Source organism: Kitasatospora sp. NPDC057198, from assembly GCF_042670125.1.
Classification (GTDB): Bacteria; Actinomycetota; Actinomycetes; order Streptomycetales; family Streptomycetaceae; genus Kitasatospora.
Map to the genome: position 1 here is coordinate 1 of NZ_JBHUWH010000889.1, position 1,113 is coordinate 1,113.

The window sequence follows — 1,113 nt, forward strand, 5'->3', positions numbered from 1 at the left end:
CCCCCGCAGCACCCGGTGCGGGGGCGGACCCGGCCCGGCGTCAGCCGATGGTGCTCTGCGGGCCGGCGTACCGGGCGAGCAGCGCGGGCACGTCCTCGGCCCGGTCCAGGGTGTACGGGTAGAAGGAGGACGGGGTGAAGGTGGTGCCGTTGGTCTGCTGCTTGCCGGTGCTGTTGACCACGATGCTGCCGCTCTGGCTCAGTGCGGCGGCGGAAGTGTCGTTGTAGTAGGAGTTGTTGACGTGGTCGTAGTAGCTGTTCTCGATCACCGTCCTCGAGGCGCCGCGCGAGAGGTTGCCGTAGGAGGCGACGTTCTGCAGGTAGTTGTTGTAGAGGTGGGCGTAGGCGACGTTGTCCACGCTGGGGTTGCGCTGGTTGGTGTCGTGGATCCAGTTGTGGTGGATGGTGATCCGGGCGGTGACGTTGTCGGTCCAGCCGATCCCGAACGCCTTGTTCTCCTCGCCCATGACGTTCCAGGAGACGGTGAGGTAGCTGGTGTCCTTCCGGCTGTCGATCAGGCCGTCGTTCATCCGCTCGATCCGGTTGTGGTCGATCCACACGTGGTCGGCGGTGTCCATCTGGATGCCGTCGTAGTCGTAGACCTTGTCGTCCGGGTCGTCGTCGGCCATCCGGGCGTCCCGGATGGTGAGGTTGCGCAGGATCACGTTGTGCACGCCGGTGCCGAGGAAGAACCCGCCGTGGACGATCTCGCCCGCGGTGCCGACGCCGACGATGGTCTTGTTCGACTTCACCGGGATCTCGTGGCCGTACGGGGTGACGGTGACGGCCGCCGCGACCCGGATCGTGTAGGGGCCGTCCGCCGTCGCGTACTTGACCAGGTCGGCGAAGGTGGTGACGGTGACGGTCGGGCCGGCCGCGCCGCCGGTCGTCCCGCCCCCGGTGGAGGCGAACCCGTCCGCGGTGTCCGACCAGGTCCGTCCGGTGCTGACGGGGCGGAAGGCCCACTGCTTGTTGGTGTTGGCGGTGCAGGTCTCCTGGATCACCGGCGTCCCGGAGGCGGTGGACGCCCCCTGGTCGCTGACGCACAGCCCGCTGCGCACGCTGACGATCTGGAACGTGCCCGAGCCGCTCGCCACCAGCCGCCACTGCTGGT

General features: G+C 68.3%; 1 protein-coding gene. It reads right to left on the minus strand.

Going from position 1 to position 1,113, the window contains the following annotated elements:
- Nucleotides 1–40: 40 nt before the first annotated feature.
- On the minus strand, nucleotides 41–1,113 hold a 1,073-nt coding region (locus ACFUEL_RS39875; RefSeq protein WP_380243146.1), incomplete at its 5' end, for an RICIN domain-containing protein.